An 18,259-nucleotide genomic window follows, 5' to 3' on the forward strand; every position below is an offset into this window, starting at 1 on the left:
TGGTTATTGCGCGCCATCAACGCTGTGATGGCTGTTTAAAAATACCGAGGTCATCCCAGATAGCGTCGATACGCGCAGTGACTGCCGGATCTTTAACAATCGGCGTGCCCCACTCTCGTTGTGTCTCGCCCGGCCATTTATTCGTCGCATCCAGGCCCATTTTAGAACCCAGTCCTGACACCGGTGACGCAAAATCAAGATAATCGATTGGCGTGTTTTCTACCAATACGGTATCGCGCGCCGGGTCCATACGCGTAGTAATTGCCCAGATGACGTCGTTCCAGTCACGGGCATTAACATCGTCGTCACACACAATAACAAATTTGGTGTACATGAACTGTCTAAGAAACGACCAAACGCCAAACATTACGCGCTTGGCATGACCGGCATACTGTTTTTTAATCGTGACGACCGCCAGCCGGTAGGAGCATCCTTCGGGTGGTAAATAAAAGTCGACGATTTCCGGGAACTGCTTAATCAGAATCGGCACCAGCACTTCATTTAACGCCACGCCAAGGACAGCTGGCTCATCTGGCGGACGTCCGGTGTAGGTCGAGTGATAAATAGGCTGATGCCGCTGAGTAATATGCGTTACGGTAAAAACCGGGAAGCTATCGACTTCATTATAGTAGCCCGTATGGTCGCCATAGGGGCCTTCCGGGGCCATATCGCCGGGTTCAATGTAGCCTTCCAGCACGATTTCCGCGCTGGCAGGCACTTCCAGATCGTTGGAAATACATTTGACCACTTCGGTTTTATTCCCCCGCAGCAGGCCCGCAAAGGCATATTCTGACAGCGTGTCCGGTACCGGGGTCACCGCGCCAAGAATTGTCGCCGGATCGGCACCCAGCGCAACAGATACCGGGAAACGCTCGCCAGGATGGGCTTTCGTCCACTCCAGATAATCAAGTGCCCCGCCGCGATGAGAAAGCCAGCGCATGATAAGACGGTTTTTACCAATCACCTGCTGGCGATAAATGCCCAGGTTTTGTCGCTCTTTATGCGGACCGCGGGTTACCGTGAGCCCCCAGGTAATTAAGGGTGCTGCATCGCCTGGCCAGCATTTCATGACCGGAATCCGCGTTAGATCGACCTCGTCGCCGCTGAAGACCTCTTCCTGACAGGGTGCATTGCGCAACCTTTTGGTGGGCATATTCAGCACCTGCTTAAACTGCGGCATTTTGCTGAACAGGTCACGGAAGCCTTTTGGCGGCTCGGGTTCTTTGAGAAAGGCCAGCAGTTCGCCCACTTCTCGCAGTGCGCTGACCTCTTCCTGCCCCATACCCATCGCCACGCGCTTTGGCGTGCCAAACAGGTTGCACAGAACGGGCATGTCGTAACCCTTAGGGTTCTCAAACAATAATGCCGGGCCGCCTGCACGTAAGGTGCGGTCAGCAATTTCCGTCATTTCCAGTTCGGGGTCGATCTCGTGCGATATACGCTTAAGTTCACCACGCTGTTCAAGCAGCGCAATAAAGTCTCTTAAATCCTGATATTTCATGCGGCTTCAACTTTCCGGCCAGGGTGAATGGGCCATTATAGGGCTGATTGTGGGGATGTGTTGAGCTTTATGCGCCCCATCTTTTACCTGGCCTGTAACTTACAACGGTCAGGCTGGGTACGGCGATCGTTATTGCCCCGTGGGTTGCGAATGACTCACGTTTACTCACTTTATGCGGTGGCACTGATCATTCAGAACAATCTTAGTTTATTTTCCAGGCAACGCCGCGTTACAGGCCCCAATGCGCTATAACTCTGGCTGGAGGTTTGCTATTCTTAGCGTCCATTCATTGGGAGCAGTTATGGAATCCTGGTATTTACTCTATTGCAAACGTGGGCAGCTATTGCGTGCGAAAGAGCATCTTGAGCGGCAAGAGGTAAAATGCCTGAGTCCAATGATCGCGATGGAGAAGATCGTGCGCGGTAAGCGGACGACCGTGAGTGAGCCGCTGTTTCCAAACTATCTATTTATCGAATTTGATCCGGAAGCCATTCATACCACGACCATAAGCAGTACGCGTGGCGTCAGCCATTTTGTGCGCTTTGGTACAACACCGGCAACCGTGCCCGCCCTGGTGATTGATGCCTTGCAAACCGACGTCCCCCAGACGTTGCTCGATCCCGAAACGCCGCAAAACGGTGATGAAGTGATCATCACCGAAGGCACGTTCGAGGGCTTGCGTGCGATATTCTCTGAACCGGATGGCGAAGCACGCTCAATTCTGTTGCTGAATCTGCTCAACAAGCAGGTCGTACGCAGCGTGGATAACCGGCAGTTCCGTAAAGCCTAAATCAGCCCGAACAGCTTACGCGCATTGTGATCCACCTGACGTGTTAGCATCTCGACATTCTCCCCGCGCCAGTTTGCGACCTGCTGCAGGATATGCGGCAAGAAGCAGGGTTCATTTCGTCTCGACGTGGGACGGGGACGCATATCACGCGGCAGAAGGTAAGGTGCATCCGTTTCCAGTAATAACCGCTCTGCCGGAATCAGTGGCAGCATCTCACGCAACGCGATACCTCGACGCTCATCGCATACCCAGCCCGTAATCCCTACCGACAGCCCCATGTCCAGGCAAGCGGTCAGCTCCTCGCGCGTGCCGGTAAAGCAGTGAATCACTGCAGCAGGCAATTTGGGCAGCCAGGGTTCAAGAACTGCCGCAAAGCGCTCGTGGGCTTCCCGGCAGTGAAGAAACACCGGCATATTAAGCTCTGCCGCCAGTGCCAACTGAGCGTCAAACGCATACTCCTGCTGCTGGTGAGCGGACAGGTTACGATTAAAATCCAGACCGCATTCACCTATTGCCACTACGTCTTTTTTCTCTGCCAGGCGGCGCAGCGTGTTAGCAACGTCCGCTGACCATTCGCTGGCATGATGGGGATGCACGCCAGCGGTTGACCAACAATAATCCTGATGGGCCTCAGCCAGTTTCTGCGCCTGCTGACTTTCAAGTGCGTTGGTGCCGGTAATCAACATGCCGGTGACGCCCGCTTCGCGCGCGCGTGAGATCACCTTTTCCCGATCGGAGGCGAACTGCGTGCTGGTCAGGTTTACACCGATATCAAACATATTTTTTCCACTCTTTATCAATAACACCCTAAACAAAAACCGCCTGGCGGCGGTTTTTGACTTTCCTCTCCCGCCTTGCGGGTTGTGCCCAATCAGACATCAGGAATCGGCGTTATGTTCCTCATCCTCTGCCTGGCGGCCTTTTCCCACATAGTAACGTGAGAAGAATACGCCGACTTCAAACAGGCAGTACATCGGAATAGCGAGCAAAGTTTGGGAAAAAACGTCTGGTGGTGTGAGCAGCATCCCAACAACGAACGCGCCAACCAGAATATAGGGGCGTTTCTTTTTCAAATCATCGGGGTTGGTAATGCCCGTCCAGCAGAGCAGCACAATCGCGACCGGCACTTCAAATGCCACGCCAAAGGCCATGAACAGCGTCATCACGAAATCAAGATAGTTGGTAATGTCCGTTGCAATAGTGACGCCCTGGGGCGCGGTTTTGGCGAAAAAACCAAAGGCCAGCGGAAAGACGATGAAGTAAGCAAAAGCGACGCCCACGTAAAACAGCAACGTACTGGAGAACAGCAACGGCATGACCAACTTGCGTTCGTGGCGATAGAGGGCTGGCGCGACAAAGGCCCAGACCTGGTAGAGGATAACCGGAACGGCAAGGAATACCGATACGATCATGGTCAGCTTGATCGGGGTAAAAAACGGTGACGCGACATCCGTGGCGATCATGCTGGCGCCCGCGGGCATCTGATTAATGAGCGGCGACGCCACCGCATGATAGATATCATTAGCAAAGTAAATCAGCGCCAGAAAGATGACTAACACGGCAACAATACAGTTCAGCAGACGCTTACGCAGCTCAATCAAATGGCTGATCAGGGGTTGGGTATCTTCAACGGCCATTATCGCTCATCACTTGCAGAAGGAGTAGAAACTGAACCTGCCGACGGCACAGCGCTAACGGGCTTAGCCGCGGCTTGCGCATCGGCATGAGCGGGCGACTGTGCCGGTGCACTGGCATGCCCTGAGGCAGGTCGCGGCTGAACCGGGGAGGGCTCAACGCGGCTGTCGGCCGGTTGATAAGCCGCAGGTTCAGACGTCGCCAGCGGAGCCTGCACAGGTGCCTGCGCCTTATGTTCGCTGGCGGCAGGGGTAACGGGGTGCAGTGTTTCGGTGGTCGATGCAGGATGAGGAGAATGGATGGTATTGGCTTCGTCTTCGTCTCTTTCAATATCAATGCTCTGCTTGACCGAGCGTTTCATTGAATCAGCCGTTTTCCGCAGCTCTTCCATGGATTCCTTAAGCTCGGGGGACAGCGTGCCCCGGCCGGCTTCTTCCACCTTTTTCAGGCTGTCTTGCAGCTCCTGAAGCTTGAGTTCTTGCGCCAGCTCACTCTGGACATTGGCGGCCAGCGAGCGGATCGCTCTGATCCAGCCCATGACCGTTTTTACCGCAAGGGGCAGACGTTGCGGGCCAAGAACGATCAGCCCGATCACGAACACCAATACCAATTCACCAAAACCAATATCGAACACGGCTTACACCTGCTTGTCGTTCTTGACGTCATCTTTCTGAGCCGACGTTGGCTGTTTATCCGCCAGCGTTTTGGCATGGAAATCAGCATCCTGCTCTTTCGGTTGATCCTTTTTATCGTCTTCGTCGCTCATGGCTTTCTTAAACCCACGGATAGAAGAACCCAAATCCGAACCCAGATTACGTAATTTGTTGGTACCGAACAGAAGAACCACAATCACGGCAATAATTAACAACTGCCAAATACTAATACCGCCCATGAGATAGCCTCGATTTTATTGTTAAAAACTGCGGGGTCATGCACCACGAAACCCGTGTTTATTCGGGTCCGAATCAGCGACATTACCGCGTTTCTGGCGCAGGTGACAATCAGTTTGTCTTACGCCAGCCGATTAACCAACTGACAAAGCCCGCCGCCATTAATGCCGCTGGAAACAGGTCCCACTCAGGCCTGCTGAGGAGCACCGCCGTTCCGCTAATCAACAGCGTCGCGCCTACGCCAAACAGGTAACGCGCCTGCTGCTGACGTGAACGTTGGACACTTAAATCGTTCGCGAGTTTATCCACGCTGAGGCGTAATTGCTTATGCTGCCGCATACTGTCGTAAAACAATTCTGGCAGTTCTGGCAGTTTTTCTGCCCAGTAAGGGGCTTTTTCCTTTACCGCACGGATAATCGCCGGAATCCCAATTTGATCCTTAATCCAGTCCTCAAGGAAGGGTTTTGCCGTTTTCCAAAGGTCCAGTTGTGGATAGAGCTGGCGACCGATGCCTTCAACGTAAAGCAAGGTTTTTTGCAACAGCACCAGCTGCGGCTGGACTTCCATATTGAAGCGACGCGCCGTGTTAAACAGGTTCAGCAGCACATGCCCAAACGAAATTTCTGCCAGCGGTTTCTCAAAAATGGGCTCGCATACGGTACGGATAGCGAACTCAAAGTCTTCAACGTTGGTATCGGCAGGCACCCAGCCCGAATCGACATGCAGTTCCGCCACTTTGCGGTAATCGCGATTGAAGAAGGCAATAAAGTTCTCGGCCAGATAGCGCTTATCTTCTTTATTCAGCGAACCGACGATACCGCAGTCAATGCCGATATACTGAGGATCTTCAGGATGATCGTAACTGACAAAGATATTGCCCGGATGCATGTCGGCATGAAAGAAGCTGTCGCGGAAAACCTGGGTAAAGAATACCTGCACACCGCGTTCTGCTAACAGCTTCATGTTGACGCCGTGCTGCTCCAGCGTCGCCACATCAGAAATGGGAATGCCGTAAATGCGCTCCATTACCATCATGGATTCACTGCAATAGTCCGAATAGACCTCTGGCACATACAGCATGCGGCTGTTTTCAAAGTTGCGGCGAAGCTGAATGGCATTGGCGGCTTCACGCAACAGGTTTAATTCATCAAGCAGGGTCTTCTCATAATCCCGTACCACTTCAACCGGGCGCAGACGGCGGCCATCCGGCAGCAATCGTGGCACCCAGCGGGCAATGCGGTAGATGAGTTTCATGTCCGCTTTGATGACCGGCAGGATATCCGGGCGGATTACCTTGATAACGACGTTCTTGCCATTGGATTTCAGGGTTGCGGTATGTACCTGAGCGATAGAGGCTGAGGCCAGTGGAATGATATTGAAGTCATCAAACCAGGATTCAATCGGTGCGCCCATTGAGGCTTCGATCTGCGCTTTCGCTTTAACGCCATCGAAGGGGGCAACGCGGTCCTGCAGGACAGCCAGCTCATCGGCAATCACCGGGGGAAACAGGTCACGGCGCGTCGACAGCATCTGACCAAACTTGATCCAGACCGGGCCCAACTGCTCCATCGCCATACGCAAACGCACGCCAAGGAGTTCTTGCTTGTGCTGGTTGGGGATCCAGAAAATGCAGCGCCGCCATAGCCTGAGCGGAAGAGTCAGGCGCATCTGCGGAATCAGTTCATCAAGGCCGTAAGTCAAAAACACCTTAATAATAAAATATAACCGGCGGATCTCTCCAAAACTCATTTCGCCTCCAGCTGTGCCAGACGCGCATCAAGCGCCTCAAGCGAACGTTCCATCGCGCTAACCTCCTCAGAGAACCAGGCAAATTCCAGGGCGCCCGGCGCAACCCGCCACTCTTCGGTTAATGCCTGACCAAGATAGTCCTGACGCCGTTGCGTTTCTGCTTTGAAAAAACGCCATGCACGCTGCGCGCCCTGGCTCATCCCCTGAGCGGCGATATCACCGATCCAGGGAGCAAGGTATTCAGCGGGATCCAGCTCGGCCAAATCCATCAGCGCAGAAAACTGCTGAACCACCTGCAAGTCACCTTCAACCTGCAGCTCACCGCTACGAATCAAGGTCGTCAGCTGCTGGCGATCGCGTAACTTTGGCAGGGACTTAAGCTGGGTAATGACCGTGCAGTCACTGCTGTCCTGCCAGTCACTGAGCACGTCAAGCTGCTGCTCACTGAACACCAGCACCAGCGGCCAGGATAGCTCACTTAAACGCAGCATCAGTACCTTGCCGACCAGGCGCTGACGTGCGCTTTTCAGGCTACGATCGCGATACAGTATGCGGTTTAACGCCGTTTCAATACCGGCGGTCATTACAGGTGTTAAGGTCATCGCCATAATGGTTAAAATTTAAACCCACGATGCAGCGCCACAATCCCACCCGTCATGTTGGAATAGGTCGTGTTTTCGAATCCCACGTCATTCATCATCGCTTTCAGGGTTTCCTGATCGGGATGCATGCGAATTGACTCAGCAAGGTAGCGATAGCTTTCTGCGTCCTGGGCGACCAGTTGCCCAATACGGGGCAAAATATGGAACGAGTAAGCATCGTAAGCTTTGCTAAGGGGTTCGATAACAGGTTTAGAGAACTCCAGCACCAGTAAACGTCCACCTGGCTTCAGCACGCGGAACATCGAGGCCAGTGCCTTCTCTTTTTCAGTCACGTTACGCAGACCGAACGAAATAGTGATGCAGTCAAAATAGTTATCAGGAAACGGCAATGCTTCGGCGTTGGCCTGCACATAGCTGACGTTGCCTACCACGCCCAGATTACGCAGTTTTTCCCGGCCCATTTTCAGCATTGAGCTGTTAATGTCAGCCAGCACAACCTGACCGGTTTCACCCACCAGGCGCGAAAATTTCGCGGTCAGATCGCCGGTTCCACCCGCCAGATCCAGCACGCGCTGACCACGGCGCACGCCGCTGCTGTCAATGGTAAAACGCTTCCAGACTCGATGGACGCCAAACGACATTAAATCGTTCATCAGGTCATATTTTGCCGCTACGGAGTGAAACACGTCCGCGACTTTATCGGCTTTCTCGCTTTTGGCGACCGTCTGAAAGCCAAAATGGGTAGTTTCCTGCTGTGATTCATCTGCCATCGGTTTTACCTGCTCCACAAACAATACTCACTGAAGTGTATCAGAGTCATAGAGGTCAGGCACGCTGGTGACCTGCTTATTCGCGGAGGTGCCGAACCCGCTCATGACTTTCGTCTGCGTTGTCCTTGTCATTTTGCTCACTGTCGTGCTCATTCTCAGGCATGGCTTGTTCAACCAGGTGCGGGTTAATGGCGCGTTTGACTTCTACACCCAGATCGCGAAAACCTTCAGCCTGGGCGATAAGGTTGCCGCGCCCCTCTGCCAGTTTCTTCATCGCCTCGCGATAGCTGTTCTGCGCCTTATCAAGGCTGTGACCAATCCCGCTCATATCGTCTACAAACAGCCGCATTTTGTCATATAGTCTGGAGGCCCGCTCTGCAATGCGCTGTGCATTACGACTCTGGTGCTCATAGCGCCAGAGATTATTAATCGTCCGCAGCGCCACCAGCAGCGTAGTTGGGCTGACCAGCATGATGTTCTGCTGCAGGGCTTCACTGATGAGTTCGGGCTGACGATCGATAGCCAACAGGAAGGCCGGCTCAACAGGAATAAACATCAACACATAATCCAGCGAGCGTAAACCGGGCAATTGTTGATAATCTTTGCGGCCCAGCAGGCGAATGTGCCCGCGCATGGCGCTGACATGTTCCTGAATAGCCTGCTCGCGTTCCACATCGTCATCGGCATTAAAATAACGCTCGTAGGCCACCAGCGTCATTTTAGCGTCGATAACCACATCTTTTCCCTGTGGCAGGCGAACAATCACATCCGGCTGCATCCGGCTTTGCTGTTCATTCTGCATGCTGACCTGAATGTCGTACTCATAGCCCTCACGCAGCCCAGAAGCTTCCAGCACCCGGCTCAGTACCACTTCGCCCCAGTTGCCCTGAATTTTATTGTCGCCTTTGAGCGCCTTCGTGAGATTAAGCGCCTCCTGAGCCATCTGGGCATTCAACTGCTGCAACTGACGAATCTCGTGAGTGAGCGTGTGGCGCTCACGGGCTTCGGCACCGAAGCTTTCATTCACCTGGCGGCGAAACCCGTCAAGCTGCTCCCGGAGCGGCCCTATCAGGCTGTTAAGACTTTGACGATTCTGCTCATCAACCCGACGTCCACTGTTTTCAAAAATACGGTTGGCCAGATTTTCAAACTGCGCGCTGAGTCGCTGCTCGCTGTTTGTCAGCAGTCGCTGTTTTTCTTCTGCTGCAAAGCGGGTTTCTTCCAGACGAATCGTGACCTCGCGCAGCTCTGCTTCCTGCGCGCTGTTCACTTCGAGCTGATTACGAAGTTCACGGGTGAGTTGTTCGCTCTCGTTGCGCCAGTAGTCGAGCTGTTGCAGGCGCTCATTGGCCCCGCTTAACGCGCCATGAAGCTGTATCAGCTCCTGTTCACGCTGCTGCACCTGTTGCTGGAGCTGGTCGATATGCAGCTGCTGACGCTGTTGCCCCTCGTTTAGCAGGCGACGTTCTGTAGAAAAGCTGGCCAGTTGATGGCCGACCCGCATTTGCGCCAGTATCCAGCCCACACCAAGGCCAGCAAGCGCCAGGCAGATGTAGATAATGATGTGCTGATCCATATTTTCCCCGCTGGTCAGGCTAATGAAGGAAAAGGTAAATTCGCACTGTATGAATGTCCAGATATATTTGCTGGCGTTGGAAGAGGCCACGCAAAGGCTTGTGAGTGGCAGGACAGACAGGCCCGATCACGGGCCTGTCTGTTGAAACAGGGGAATTACAGTAAACGGCGCGCGGCTTCCACCACGATTTTCACCGCGTCGCTTTCCGTCTGCTTCATCGTGACGGCATCCGGAATCTCTTTTTGAGTGCGGTTGACGATCACGCCCGCTACCATCCCGGCTCTCAGCCCCTGGCTGGCACACATGGTTAACAGGGTCGCCGACTCCATCTCGTAGTTCAACACGCCCATCTGCTGCCACTCCTGCATAGAGCCCTGGAAGCTTTTTACGACACGGCCTGAAAAGGTATCGTATCGTTCCTGACCCGGGTAAAAGGTGTCAGAAGAGGCCGTAATACCGATATGGGTTTTAGCGCCACAGGCTTCCGCCGCTGCGACTAATGCCGTCGTACAAGTAAAGTCTGCTACTGCCGGAAACGCCATGGGGGCAAAATGCAGGCTGGCACCGTCCAGGCGCACTGATGCTGTGGTGACCAAAACATCGCCGACGTTGATATGGGGCTGAATCGCCCCAGTGGTTCCCACGCGCAGGAACGTACGCACGCCAAGCTGTGCCAGTTCCTCAACGGCAATCGATGTAGAAGGTCCGCCAATACCTGTCGAACACACAACAACCGGTTTGCCATCCAGCTTCGCCAGCCAGGTGGTGAACTCGCGATGGGAAGCAAGATGCTGTGCATCTTCCATCAGTCCGGCAATCTTTTTCACGCGCTCTGGATCGCCAGGAACAATGGCCAGCGTTGCCCCCTGCAGGTCAGCTTTAGTCAGGCCAAGATGGAATACGTCAGACTGTGTCATATCAGACTCCGGGTTAAGGAAAATTTTTACGCCACTTTACGTCACCGGGCGAGGTAAATATGTGACTAAATTCACTTAAGAAAATGAAAGTTACATTCCCAAAGAAAAATAAGGTGATTTAGATCACACATCCATCTCTCGCCTTGCGTATTGCTACATATGGTGATGTGGAAGCTATCGCGGGAATGTTAAAGAGAAGTGTAATTTTATTGGTTAACAGCTCTGTTACTCAATGCCCGGTGCCTGTCATGGGTGGCCAGGCTATAGTTACGTGATTGCGCCTATGCTTGCACGGAGAGAACGATGAAAACCGAAGATAATATGACACAAAAATCAGCTGCAGGCGCGTTTGCTCCGGCAGTTCAGCCCACAGCAGCGACCACCATTATTACCGACAGCGCTAACATCCATGCGGGGGAAACCTCCATTCCGAGCCAGGGTGAAAACCTGCCGGCTTTTTATGCGAAGCCGCAGTCAGCAGAAGGTCCGTTGCCGGTCGTGCTGGTGGTACAGGAAATTTTTGGCGTTCACGAACATATTCGCGACATTTGCCGTCGGCTGGCGCTGGAGGGCTATCTGGCCGTCGCGCCAGAACTGTACTTCCGTGAAGGCGATCCCAACGATTACAACGACATCCCTACCCTGTTCAAAGAGCTGGTCAGTAAAGTGCCCGACAGCCAGGTGCTGGCAGATCTCGATCACGCGGCGAACTGGGCTGCCCGTAACGGGGGAGATATTCGCCGCATGGGGATTACCGGTTTCTGCTGGGGCGGACGCATCAGCTGGCTTTATGCCGCGCACAACCCGCAACTGCGCGCCGCCGTAGCCTGGTATGGTCGCCTGGTGGGTGAAAAAACCATGAAGCAGCAAAAACATCCTATCGATATCGCCGTTGATCTAAACGCGCCCGTGCTGGGGTTGTATGGAGGTCAGGATGACGGCATTCCGCTGGAGAGCGTCGAGCAGATGCGCCAGGCACTGCACGCGGCCAATGCCAAAGCTGAGATCATTGTTTATCCCGAGGCCGGACATGCTTTTAACGCCGACTATCGTCCAAGCTATCACGCCGAATCGGCCACCGATGGCTGGGCGCGCATGTTAGCCTGGTTTGCGCAATACGGCGTTGCCCCCGCGAAGTGACTGAAAAAAGGGGCGCTCAGGCGCCCCAACATACTGACAACGTATTGACACAACACCAGGAAATCAGGCGGTTTCGCCCCGCAGGTTTCTTGCCGCTTTGACCATGTTAGCCAGCGCCTGTCGGGTTTCGCGCCAGCCGCGGGTTTTCAGGCCGCAGTCCGGATTCACCCACAGACGTTCCTCAGGGATACGCTGTGCGGCCTTGCGTAACAGATTTTCTATCCACTCGACGTCGGGTACATTGGGGGAGTGAATATCGTACACGCCGGGCCCGATTTCATTCGGATACTCAAATGCGTTGAATGCATCCAGCAAATCCATATCGGAACGTGAGGTTTCGATGGTAATCACATCCGCATCCAGTGCCGCAATGGATGCCATAATGTCGTTAAACTCGCAGTAACACATATGCGTGTGAATTTGCGTCTCGTCTTTCGCGACAGCGGCGGTTAACCGAAACGCCTCCACGGCCCAGCGCAGATAATCTGCCCAGTCGGACTGATGCAGCGGCAATCCTTCACGCAGTGCGGGCTCATCAATCTGAATAATGCCAATGCCGGCGTGTTCCAGATCCGCAACTTCATCCCGCAACGCCAGTGCAATCTGTTTGGCGATCGTTTCACGTGATACATCCTCCCGCGGGAATGACCAACAGAGAATGGTGACCGGGCCGGTCAACATACCTTTTACCGGCTTGTCAGTCAGGGACTGCGCATAGGTTGCCCACGCCACGGTAATGGCTTCAGGACGGCTGACATCACCAATAATGACCGGCGGTTTAACACAACGTGAACCGTAGCTTTGTACCCAACCATTTTGTGTGAAGACGAAGCCGTCCAGGTTCTCGCCAAAGTATTCCACCATATCGTTGCGTTCCGCCTCGCCGTGAACCAGCACGTCCAGCCCCAAACGCTCCTGCTCAGCTATCGCCTGCTTAATGTGTTCCGCGATACCGGTACGGTAATGCGCGCGATCAATCGCGCCTTTTTTGAAGTCGAGTCGTAATCCACGAATTTCAGTGGTCTGCGGGAAGGAACCGATGGTGGTGGTTGGCCAGGCGGGCAGGTTGAAACGCTGACGTTGTGTGCTGGCACGCCCGGCATAAGGGCTGGCACGTTCAGTGTCTTTGGCCTGAACATTTGTCAGACGCAGTGCGACAGCCGCGTTGTGAACGCGGCGGGAGTGCGCACGTGCCTGAACCGGTGCGCTCCATTCCTCCAGCGATGCGGGATCGTTGCGGCGAAGCGCCGTACTCAGTAGCGACAGCTCATCACATTTTTGCAAGGCAAAGGCAAACCAGCTTTTCACCTCCTCGTCCAGACGGGTCTCCACACTCAGATCAATGGGGCTGTGCAGCAACGAGCATGACGTGCCAATCCACAGGTGTTCACGTGAGGCGATCAGCGGCTGCAGGCGCTCAAACCAACGGCTGAGATCGGCACGCCAGACGTTGCGGCCATTGATCACGCCGACAGATAACACCCAGTCTGCGGGCAGTTGTTGGTTCACCTGCCGGATATCATCTTGCCCCTGCACCAGATCCACATGCAGGCCCTGCACTGGCAACGTGCGGATAATATCCAGATTCTGGCCGATACTGTCGAAGTAGGTGGTCAGCAGCAGGTTGACCTGCCCGTTTAACGCAGCGTAAGCCGCTTTGAAGGCCTCGCGCCATTCCTGTGGCAGTTCCAGCGCCAGGACGGGTTCATCAATCTGTACCCACTCAACGCCGCGCGCGTTCAGTTCGGTCAGGACCCGCTGGTAAACGGGCAGAATATCGTTCAGTAGTGACAGACGATTAAAGGGTTCTCCTTTTACCTTACCCAGCCAGAGGTAGGTTAACGGTCCTGACAACACAGGCTTAACGTTATGACCCAGCGCCAGCGCCTCGTCCACTTCATCCAGCAGTTGGGTCCAGGTTAAAGAAAACGACTGGCCTTGCGTGAATTCTGGCACGATGTAGTGATAGTTCGTGTTGAACCATTTTGTCATTTCTGCCGCCGCGGCCGGCTCACCCGTCGGTGCACGCCCCCGGCCCAGGCGGAACAGCGTATCCAGATCAATCGATCCGTCCTGATTTCGATGGCGAGCAGGCACGTTGCCCAGCATCAGGCTGGTCGTCAGAATATGATCGTACCAGGCAAAATCGCCCACCGGCACTTTATCGACGCCGGCCGCTTTTTGTTGTTGCCAGTGGCGCGCACGCAGTTCGCGACCCACCGCCTGTAATTCTTCCTGCGTGCTGTTGCCAGCCCAGTAGCTTTCAAGTGCTTTTTTCAGCTCGCGACGCAGACCAATACGTGGAAAACCGAGAGTATGATTTAAGATAGTCATTCACTATTCTCCAGAAAGTCTTCGGCTTTGGCGGGTCGCCAATGATGTTTAGCCGTCCAGATGTTTACACCGCTATATTCTGCGGGTACTGTATGTCGCTCAAGCGCAAATTATTCAGCTTCGATGTGAAGGACTCTCATGATCGAATTCAAACACCTCCGGACGCTTCAGGCTCTGCAGAATACGGGCTCGCTGGCTGCTGCTGCGGCTCAGCTTCATCAGACACAGTCGGCGTTATCACATCAGTTCAGCGATCTGGAACAGCGGCTGGGATTTCGTTTGTTTGTTCGTAAAAGTCAGCCACTGCGTTTTACCCCGCAGGGCGAAATTTTATTGCAGCTGGCAGAGCAGATACTGCCGCAAATTCAGCAGGCGCTTCAGGCCTGCCACGAACCGCATCAGACCACGCTGCGCGTCGCGATCGAATGCCACAGTTGCATTCAGTGGCTGACACCGGCTTTAGATAAGTTTCGTCAGAGCTGGCCCCAGGTGATGATGGATTTTAAATCGGGCGTAACCTTTGATCCGCAGCCCGCGCTGCAGCAGGGCGAACTGGATATTGTATTGACGTCGGATATCCTGCCGCGCTCAGGCTTGTTCTATTCACCCATGTTTGATTTCGAAGTCCGCCTGGTGCTGGCGCCAGATCACCCTCTGGCGCAGGTTGAACACATTTCACCTGAAGACCTGGCGGATGAAGTGCTAATGATTTATCCGGTACAGCGCCAGCGCCTGGATATCTGGCGCCACTTTCTGCAACCTGCGGGGATCAGTCCGGCGCTCAAGAATGTCGATAACACGCTGCTGATGATTCAAATGGTCTCGGCGCGCATGGGGATTGCTGCGCTGCCGCACTGGGTCGTCGAAAGTTTTGAAAAACAGGGCCTGGTGATCACCAAAACGCTGGGCGAAGGGTTATGGAGTCGTCTTTACGCCGCTGTGCGCGACGGCGAACAGCGCCAGCCGGTACTGGAAGCATTTATGCGGTTTGCCCGTCAGCATGCCTGCGAGCATCTGCCCTTTGTCAGGGACGCCGCGCATCCTGCGAAGGTTTTATTGCGTGAGTGACAAAGCTGCGCGATAGCAGGCAAAATCCCCTATAATGCGCAGCCTGTCGATTTACCATGAGAAGATCTCACCATGACTAACAACGATATTCTGCGCAGCGTGCGCTATATGCTCGATCTGAACGATGCCAAAATGGTGGCGATTTTTGCGCTGGCTGAATGTGAAGTGGCTCAGGCGGACATCACCAGTTGGCTGAAGAAAGATGAGGATGCGGCGTTTCGCCCCTGCCCCGATGTGGTGATGGGATATTTTCTTAACGGTTTAATTTTTCATCGCCGCGGAAAAAGTGAAGACGCGCCTGCGCCCTCCATCGAGCGCAAGATGAACAACAATATCTTTATGAAAAAGCTGCGCATCGCGTTTGATTTAAAAACTACCGACATTCCTGACGTGCTGAAAAAAGCCAACTTTACGGTCTCTCAGGCTGAGATTGGCGCGATCTTCCGCAAACCGGACCATAAAAACTACCGCGAGTGCGGTGACCAGATCCTGCGTAATTTTCTTAAAGGGCTGACGATGATTCATCGGCCCGCCACAGGTAAACCCGCTTAATCAGAAACGCTCTGACCGGAAGCAGCCCGCCTGTCATGCGGTCTGCTTCCGGTCAGGCTCAGGGGCGTTCACAGCCTGTTTCCAGCCCAGATGCCCTGCATTCCTCTCCCGCAACGGTTTACTCGCTGGCAAGGCCCGCCCCGGACTATCTTGCGCTGTTGCCTACCACCCAGCGCTTATGGACCCACAGCGACGCCATAATCACGATGGCTCCTGCGATAAAGCTTGGCCAGTGCGGTTTTTGCTGCCATATCGCCAGGTTCACCAATAAGCCGGCCGGAACGTGCATGTTATTCATAATGCCCAACGTGCCGGCATCGACCTGCGTCGCGCCGTAGTTCCACATAAAGTAGCCCAGCCCCGAAGCCGCGACGCCCAGCCAGACCAGAATGCCCCATTGCAGCGTCGTGGTAGGCAATTTATGGGGATTGCCCCAGGCTGCCCAGGCAACGATCGCAATCAGAACCGCGCCCAGATAAAACCATGAAAACGCCGTATGTTGCGGCATTGGACGGGTTTCCTGCAAACGTTTGTAGCCCACCATCCCCGCCGCGAAGCAGATATTCGCCAACTGAACCAGCAGCAGACCAAACCAGAAGTTATCGCTGACTTTGTCATAACGAATGATTGCCGCGCCAGCAACGGCCAGCAGCGCACTGAAAATGTAGCCCACGCGCAGGGGCCTTCGGCTTATCAGGTCGTAGATTAAGGTGACATACAGCGGCGTCATTACGGTGAACAGCAGGAATTCTGACACGCTCAGATACAGATAGGCTTCAAAACTCAGCAAATACATAATGCCCAGCTGCAACATCCCTACCAGCATATAGAGCAAGAGCGTCGAAGGCCGATAGCCGCGCCAGCGCAGGAACGGCAGAAACACAATGGCGGCCAGCGCCAGGCGCATCAGCACTGAAAACCAGCTGTCCACTTGCCCGGCAAGGTATTCACCGATCAGGCTAAAGGAGAATGCCCACAGAATGGTAGTAACAATCAATAAAAGCACGGTAACAACCCCGAAATAAACAGAGCGTCAGTGTAAACAATGTCCTGAATCAGAGCTGCATTATCTGGTTGACATCTGGTTATTTACCAGGCGATCAGGCAACGATCCCTCAGCCCGACTTTTATCCGCTCAGGAGAGCATGCCTGAGGTTAAAAATGGGCGAAAAAGCGCATCTGCCTGGCATTTTCGCGCCTTACTGTAATAAAACTGTAACAAATTTGTCATTCATCACAGTAACCCAGTCCGCCTCTGTCTATTCTCTGCGCGAAATGGTGCATTGCGAGCACCCTTTTTTCTTTCGACCCAACCTGCTGGGGAATCAAAACCATAATGCGCCCGGAGGGCCACCCTAATGTTAAGTATTTTTAAACCTGCACCACACCAGCCTCAGGTGGCAGAGGATCGTATCGATCCACTCTACCGCCGCCTGCGCTGGCAAATCTTTATCGGTATTTTCTTTGGCTATGCGGCTTACTACCTCGTCAGAAAGAATTTTGCCCTGGCCATGCCTTATCTGGTTGAACAGGGTTTCTCACGAGGCGATCTGGGGTTTGCGCTTTCCGGTATCTCCATCGCTTACGGCTTTTCCAAGTTTATTATGGGCTCGGTGTCCGACCGCTCTAACCCACGGGTCTTTTTACCCGCAGGATTGATCCTGGCCGCTTTCGTGATGCTGTTCATGGGGTTTGTTCCCTGGGCGACCTCCAGCATCATGGTGATGTTTGTGCTGTTGTTTATTTGTGGCTGGTTTCAGGGAATGGGCTGGCCACCCTGCGGACGCACTATGGTGCACTGGTGGTCGCAAAAGGAACGCGGCGGCATTGTCTCGGTGTGGAACTGTGCCCATAACGTCGGCGGCGGCATTCCTCCCCTGCTGTTTCTGCTGGGAATGGCCTGGTTTAACGACTGGAAGGCGGCCCTTTATATGCCGGCCTTTGGCGCCATTGTCATTGCCATCCTGGCCTTTGCCCTGATGCGGGATACGCCGCAGTCCTGCGGTCTGCCGCCCATCGAGGCCTACAAAAACGATTATCCGGCTGACTACAACGAAAGCCATGAAGAAGAGTTCACGGCGAAACAAATCTTCATGAAGTATGTTCTGCCGAATAAATTACTTTGGTATATCGCCCTGGCAAACGTGTTTGTTTATCTGCTGCGTTACGGCATTCTGGACTGGTCACCGACTTACCTCAAAGAGGTGAAACACTTCACGCTGGATAAGTCGTCCTGGGCTTACTTCTTCTATGAGTATGCGGGGATCCCTGGCACGCTACTGTGCGGCTGGATGTCCGATAAGGTGTTTCGCGGAAACCGTGGCGCGACGGGCGTGTTCTTTATGACGCTGGTGACCATCGCAACGGTGGTTTACTGGTTAAATCCACCGGGTCATCCCGGTGTGGACATGGCCTGTATGATTATTATTGGCTTCCTGATCTACGGACCGGTGATGCTGATAGGACTCCACGCGCTGGAGCTGGCGCCGAAAAAAGCCGCCGGGACGGCCGCGGGCTTTACCGGGCTGTTCGGTTATCTGGGAGGATCGGTTGCAGCCAGCGCCATTGTGGGTTACACGGTGGACTATTTTGGCTGGGATGGCGGATTTTTAGTCATGATTGTGGGCTGTGTGCTGGCAGTGATTTTGTTGCTGCTCACTATGGTCAGCGAGCATAAACACAAGCAAAAACTGGCCTAGCCGTCAGAAGGCCGGTTAACCGGCCTTCTGCTCCGG

Annotated in this window: 17 protein-coding genes; 5 read left to right on the top strand and 12 right to left on the bottom strand. The window is 54.0% G+C overall.

Translation table 11 applies throughout. From position 1 onward, the window contains the following. Nucleotides 1-16: 16 nt before the first annotated feature. Nucleotides 17-1,501 (bottom strand): 4-hydroxy-3-polyprenylbenzoate decarboxylase, encoded by a 1,485-nt coding sequence (gene ubiD / locus PAGR_RS20985; RefSeq protein ID WP_013024103.1) that lies wholly within the window; start codon nt 1,499-1,501, stop codon nt 17-19. A gap of 301 nt (nt 1,502-1,802) precedes the next feature. Between ubiD and rfaH the strand changes: the two genes are divergently transcribed. Continuing rightward, nucleotides 1,803-2,291, top strand: coding sequence for a transcription/translation regulatory transformer protein RfaH (gene rfaH / locus PAGR_RS20990; RefSeq protein ID WP_014606974.1), 489 nt, complete (start codon nt 1,803-1,805; stop codon nt 2,289-2,291). On the opposite strand, the gene tatD is transcribed toward rfaH, so the two are convergent. From tatD to udp, 9 genes are all read right to left on the bottom strand, one after another. Then, nucleotides 2,288-3,070 (bottom strand): 3'-5' ssDNA/RNA exonuclease TatD, encoded by a 783-nt coding sequence (tatD, locus tag PAGR_RS20995; protein ID WP_014606975.1) that lies wholly within the window; start codon nt 3,068-3,070, stop codon nt 2,288-2,290. The genes rfaH and tatD overlap by 4 nt on opposite strands. A gap of 99 nt (nt 3,071-3,169) precedes the next feature. Then, nucleotides 3,170-3,928, bottom strand: a complete 759-nt coding sequence (gene tatC, locus PAGR_RS21000) for a Sec-independent protein translocase subunit TatC (protein WP_013024100.1) — start codon at nt 3,926-3,928, stop codon at nt 3,170-3,172. After that, complete coding sequence (gene tatB / locus PAGR_RS21005) at nt 3,928-4,560, bottom strand: Sec-independent protein translocase protein TatB (protein ID WP_014606976.1); 633 nt, start codon at nt 4,558-4,560, stop codon at nt 3,928-3,930. The genes tatC and tatB overlap by 1 nt, the downstream gene beginning before the upstream one ends. Nucleotides 4,561-4,563: 3 nt before the next feature. After that, nucleotides 4,564-4,818, bottom strand: a complete 255-nt coding sequence (tatA, locus tag PAGR_RS21010) for a Sec-independent protein translocase subunit TatA (RefSeq protein WP_013024098.1) — start codon at nt 4,816-4,818, stop codon at nt 4,564-4,566. 109 nt (nt 4,819-4,927) lie between these two features. After that, nucleotides 4,928-6,565: a ubiquinone biosynthesis regulatory protein kinase UbiB gene (ubiB, locus tag PAGR_RS21015; RefSeq protein WP_014606977.1), complete on the bottom strand. Its 1,638-nt coding sequence runs from the start codon at nt 6,563-6,565 to the stop codon at nt 4,928-4,930. Further along, on the bottom strand, nt 6,562-7,167 hold the full coding sequence (ubiJ, locus tag PAGR_RS21020; RefSeq protein ID WP_026021046.1) for a ubiquinone biosynthesis protein UbiJ: 606 nt from the start codon (nt 7,165-7,167) through the stop codon (nt 6,562-6,564). The genes ubiB and ubiJ overlap by 4 nt, the downstream gene beginning before the upstream one ends. A gap of 11 nt (nt 7,168-7,178) precedes the next feature. Beyond that, nucleotides 7,179-7,937 (bottom strand): bifunctional demethylmenaquinone methyltransferase/2-methoxy-6-polyprenyl-1,4-benzoquinol methylase UbiE, encoded by a 759-nt coding sequence (gene ubiE, locus PAGR_RS21025; RefSeq protein WP_014595026.1) that lies wholly within the window; start codon nt 7,935-7,937, stop codon nt 7,179-7,181. A gap of 76 nt (nt 7,938-8,013) precedes the next feature. Beyond that, nucleotides 8,014-9,513 carry a DNA recombination protein RmuC gene (rmuC, locus tag PAGR_RS21030; protein ID WP_044042593.1) on the bottom strand — a complete coding sequence of 500 codons (1,500 nt, stop codon included), beginning with the start codon at nt 9,511-9,513 and terminating at the stop codon, nt 8,014-8,016. Between the two features lie 155 nt (nt 9,514-9,668). Then, nucleotides 9,669-10,430: a uridine phosphorylase gene (udp, locus tag PAGR_RS21035; protein ID WP_014606979.1), complete on the bottom strand. Its 762-nt coding sequence runs from the start codon at nt 10,428-10,430 to the stop codon at nt 9,669-9,671. A 303-nt stretch (nt 10,431-10,733) separates the two neighbouring features. Between udp and PAGR_RS21040 the strand changes: the two genes are divergently transcribed. Then, entirely contained in the window at nt 10,734-11,570 is an 837-nt protein-coding gene (locus PAGR_RS21040) for a dienelactone hydrolase family protein (RefSeq protein WP_013024092.1), read from the top strand. Between the two features lie 63 nt (nt 11,571-11,633). Here PAGR_RS21040 and metE read toward each other — a convergent pair whose 3' ends face one another. Then, nucleotides 11,634-13,904 (bottom strand): 5-methyltetrahydropteroyltriglutamate--homocysteine S-methyltransferase, encoded by a 2,271-nt coding sequence (gene metE, locus PAGR_RS21045; RefSeq protein ID WP_014606980.1) that lies wholly within the window; start codon nt 13,902-13,904, stop codon nt 11,634-11,636. 138 nt (nt 13,905-14,042) lie between these two features. Between metE and metR the strand changes: the two genes are divergently transcribed. Together metR and PAGR_RS21055 are read left to right on the top strand one after the other, a co-directional pair. Then, nucleotides 14,043-14,972 (top strand): HTH-type transcriptional regulator MetR, encoded by a 930-nt coding sequence (gene metR, locus PAGR_RS21050; RefSeq protein WP_014595023.1) that lies wholly within the window; start codon nt 14,043-14,045, stop codon nt 14,970-14,972. Between the two features lie 72 nt (nt 14,973-15,044). Continuing rightward, nucleotides 15,045-15,524 carry a YehS family protein gene (locus PAGR_RS21055; protein WP_013024089.1) on the top strand — a complete coding sequence of 160 codons (480 nt, stop codon included), beginning with the start codon at nt 15,045-15,047 and terminating at the stop codon, nt 15,522-15,524. 145 nt (nt 15,525-15,669) lie between these two features. On the opposite strand, the gene PAGR_RS21060 is transcribed toward PAGR_RS21055, so the two are convergent. After that, on the bottom strand, nt 15,670-16,530 hold the full coding sequence (locus PAGR_RS21060; protein ID WP_013024088.1) for a carboxylate/amino acid/amine transporter: 861 nt from the start codon (nt 16,528-16,530) through the stop codon (nt 15,670-15,672). Between the two features lie 352 nt (nt 16,531-16,882). Between PAGR_RS21060 and glpT the strand changes: the two genes are divergently transcribed. Further along, complete coding sequence (gene glpT / locus PAGR_RS21070) at nt 16,883-18,223, top strand: glycerol-3-phosphate transporter (RefSeq protein ID WP_013024087.1); 1,341 nt, start codon at nt 16,883-16,885, stop codon at nt 18,221-18,223. Nucleotides 18,224-18,259: the final 36 nt, after the last annotated feature.

This window comes from Pantoea ananatis PA13 (assembly GCF_000233595.1).
Classification (GTDB): Bacteria; Pseudomonadota; Gammaproteobacteria; order Enterobacterales; family Enterobacteriaceae; genus Pantoea; species Pantoea ananatis.